Consider the following 3873-nt stretch of genomic DNA (forward strand, 5'->3'; position numbering starts at 1 on the left):
AGAAACCTGCGCGGTCTTTTCTAATCTCCTCTTTAAAACCTTCAAAAACTTCTTTCTCAAGCCCATCAGGATTATCGTCTGTTTTCAGCATAAAAGGCGGCACAGCAGAGATCAAGGCAGCTTTTTCAATATTTGCAGTTCCATATTTTCCAATAAAGCGGGCTACTTCTCCTCCACCCATAGAGAAACCTACGAGAATTGTTTTTGAAAGTCCTAATACAGTGATAACATCGTTTAAATCTGATGCCAAAGTATCGTAATCATAACCTTCCCAGGGTTTATCACTGTCGCCAAATCCTCGACGGTCATAGCTTATACATCTAAACCCCGCATCTACAATTTTCTCTATCTGGTATTCCCACATCCTATGACTTAAAGGCCAGCCGTGAATTAGAATCACCGGTTGCCCTTCGCCATAATCTTCATAGAAAAGTTTAATCTTATTTCCTTTCTCTTCGTTTTTAGTCTCTATATAATTCATTGCTTATTTTTTTATTAAGTTATGCACTAAAGCTTAGTCTAAAAAAATAAAGCCCGCATTTAGCAGGCTTTTAACGTGTTTTCAAAATTTTAACCAAGAACCCAGGGGAAACCTAGGAGGTATGAACTAGAAAACTATTTTATAATTTCGAGACCATTCTCGGGGAATTAAACCCTCAATGAGAGATTTAAAATTACATAATTTCAATACTTCCTTTTCCCTCCCTTATTACTTCAGGTTCAGAATTTGTAAGATCTATAACGGTAGAGGGAATATTGTCTCCATAACCACCATCAATTACCAAGTCTACGAGATGATCCCATTTTTCTTTAATTAATTCAGGATCTGTGGTATATTCTATTACTTCATCTTCATCGTAAATAGAGGTAGAAACAATCGGATTCCCCAAAGTGGCGACAATACTTTTACAAATCGCATTATCGGGCACCCTAATCCCTACTGTTTTTTTCTTTTTAAAGACATTTGGAAGGTTATTATTTCCGGGTAAAATAAACGTATAAGGGCCGGGAAGATTTCTTTTGAGCACTTTAAAAGTTGCAGAATCTATTTGTTTCACATAATCTGAAAGATTGCTTAAATCTTCACAAATAAAAGAGAAATTAGCCTTTTCAAGTTTTACGCCCTTGATCTGGGCGATTTTTTCTAATGCCGAGGTATTGGTTATATCGCACCCAAGACCATAAACAGTATCTGTTGGATAAATTATAAGCCCTCCTTTTCTTAGGACTTCTACTACTTTATTAATATGTTTCTGACTCGGATTTTCGTCATAAATTTTAAGTAATTCAGCCATAATTATAATTTTTTAGTAATTGAGAATTTACAAATTTTCGTGCAGATATTTTTGAAATAGACTAACTAATCTAATTTAGAAACTTCACTTTCCAGCTTCAGCACTTTACTTCCATCCTCCTGTTCTATAAAAAGTGCTTTATTGCCTTCTTCGCCTTTTCGGGTAATTTCACTTCCGGCTATTGTTTTGGTAATTTCTCTAGTGTAAGTTTCAGTTACTTTCCCTTTAGCCTTACCGTTTCCCCATTTCCAACTAACAGTGCTTCCTTCTTTAATAATTTTTTATTTTGAAGGTAAAAAGAAAGCCGCATGAAGCGGCTTTATATAACAGAAGTTTAACGAGTTCTAAGAGATCAATTTCAGCTTAGCAAATCTTAAAAGTAATTTTTTAATTCCTCCGTTTTCAAAATCAATTTCGGCTTTTTTATCCTGCCCTATCCCATCTATAGCAAGTACTTTTCCTTTTCCAAAACGCATATGCTCCACTACATTCCCAGCCTCGAGTTTTATAGCGTTTGTAGCTTTTTGAGGCTCGGGACTAGCGGGTTTTAATTTTCGAAGTTTTCTTAACTGAGATTCGCTTGGTTTATGCGCCGGAGGCGGAGTTCCCTTTTTAGGTTTACTCTGTCGAAGTTTGCTTTTATCAATATCATCCCCAAAAATATCAGTATCTATCAACGGTTTATATTTATAATCGTCCTGCGGAATCATATAATCCATATACTGCTCGTCTACTTCTTCAATAAACCTACTAGGTTCGGCATCTACAAGTTTCCCCCAGCGGTAACGTGACTGCGTATAGGTCAGGTAAGCCTGTTTTTCGGCCCGGGTAAGGGCTACATAAAACAAACGGCGCTCTTCTTCCAGTTCGCTTCGGGTATTCATACTCATTCCTGAAGGAAATAAATCTTCTTCTAAACCAACAATATATACATAAGGAAACTCCAGTCCTTTTGCCAGGTGAATGGTCATTAACGCCACGCGATCGTCATCACCGGTATCTTTATCCATATCTGTAGCCAGGGCGACGTCTTCCAGAAATTCAGCTAAAGAACCATCAGCATCTGCCAGCTCTTTTTGGCCTTCTACAAAGTCTTTAATCCCGTTAAGTAACTCTTCAATATTTTCAATTCTAGCAATTCCTTCTGGAGTACCATCTTTCTTTAATTCCTGAACCAATCCTGTTTTTTTGGCTACAGTATCTGCAACAGTAAAGGCATCGGCATTTTCGGCTAAAATCGTGAAACTCTTAATCATATTCACGAAATTATTAAGCTTGGTCTGGGTACTTCTATTTATTTGTAGATCCAGATGATCTATATTCTCAATAATTTCAAAAATGGTTTTCCCATATTGATTTCCCGCAATGCTTAACCTATCCATCGTGGTTTGTCCAATTCCTCGAGCCGGATAATTAATTATCCGCTTTAAAGCTTCTTCATCTTTTGGGTTGATCAGCAATCTTAAATAAGACAGGACGTCTTTAATTTCTTTACGCTGGTAAAATGAAAGTCCACCATAAATTCTATACGGAATTTCCTTTTTTCTAAGCGCGTCTTCCATTGCCCTGCTTTGCGCGTTGGTTCTATAGAGAATGGCAAAATCGCCATTACTCATCTGATTTTGCATTCGGTTCTCAAAAATAGAACCGGCAACAAATCTTCCTTCTTCCCCATCAGTTAGCAGGCGATTCACCACAATTTTTGGCCCTTCATCATTTGCCGTCCAAACTATTTTTTCCAGTTTGGTTTTATTCTTTTCAATAATAGAGTTTGCCGCATTAACGATATTCTTGGTAGAACGGTAATTTTGCTCTAACCGGTACATTTGTACGTTATCATAATCCTTCTGGAAATTCAGGATATTATTAATATTTGCTCCGCGGAAAGCATAAATACTCTGCGCATCATCCCCTACCACACATATATTCTGAAATTTATCTGAAAGTGCTTTTACAATTAAATACTGCGAATGATTGGTATCCTGGTACTCATCAACCAGAATATATCTAAAACGATTCTGGTATTTATGAAGCACTTCAGGAAAACGGTTTAACAGTTCATTGGTTTTGAGCAAAAGATCATCAAAATCCATCGCACCGGCTTTAAAGCAACGCTCCACATATTCCTGGTAAATTTCACCAAGACGCGGCTTTTTAGACATCGCATCGGCCTCTTTCAATTCCGGGTTTTGAAAATAAGCTTTTACGGTAATCAAACTATTTTTATAGGAAGAAATACGACTATAAACCTGCTTATATTTATAAACGTCTTTATCCAGGCGCATATCTTTAATAATCGCCCTGATCACGCTTTGAGAATCTTGAGTATCGTAAATGGTGAAGTTTGACGGATAACCCAATTTATCGGCTTCAAACCGTAAAATTTTTGCAAAAATTGAGTGAAAAGTTCCCATCCAAAGATTTTTCGCTTCACTGTTACCCACAATTTTAGCGATTCGGGTTTTCATCTCCCGGGCGGCCTTATTGGTAAAGGTTAGCGATAAAATATTAAAAGGATCTACGCCCTGGCTCATAAGGTAAGCAATACGGTAAGTAAGCACCCGCGTTTTTCCAGATC

Annotated in this window: 4 protein-coding genes; all 4 read right to left on the reverse strand. The window is 37.2% G+C overall.

Annotated features, from left to right (window positions below; all coding sequences use genetic code 11):
* A partial coding sequence (locus AACZ30_RS13295) for an alpha/beta hydrolase (RefSeq protein ID WP_339649949.1) occupies positions 1-481 on the reverse strand: 481 nt, incomplete at its 3' end.
* Between the two features lie 193 nt (positions 482-674).
* The gene (locus tag AACZ30_RS13300) at positions 675-1295 is read right to left on the reverse strand and encodes an L-threonylcarbamoyladenylate synthase (RefSeq protein WP_075326045.1); all 621 of its coding nucleotides are present in this window, start codon (positions 1293-1295) and stop codon (positions 675-677) included.
* Positions 1296-1360: 65 nt separating this feature from the next.
* On the reverse strand, positions 1361-1573 hold the full coding sequence (locus tag AACZ30_RS13305) for a DUF2945 domain-containing protein (RefSeq protein WP_075326044.1): 213 nt from the start codon (positions 1571-1573) through the stop codon (positions 1361-1363).
* A gap of 66 nt (positions 1574-1639) precedes the next feature.
* On the reverse strand, positions 1640-3873 hold a 2234-nt coding region (locus AACZ30_RS13310; RefSeq protein ID WP_339649952.1), incomplete at its 5' end, for a 3'-5' exonuclease.

The organism is uncultured Salegentibacter sp. (genome assembly GCF_963972535.1).
Classification (GTDB): Bacteria; Bacteroidota; Bacteroidia; order Flavobacteriales; family Flavobacteriaceae; genus Salegentibacter.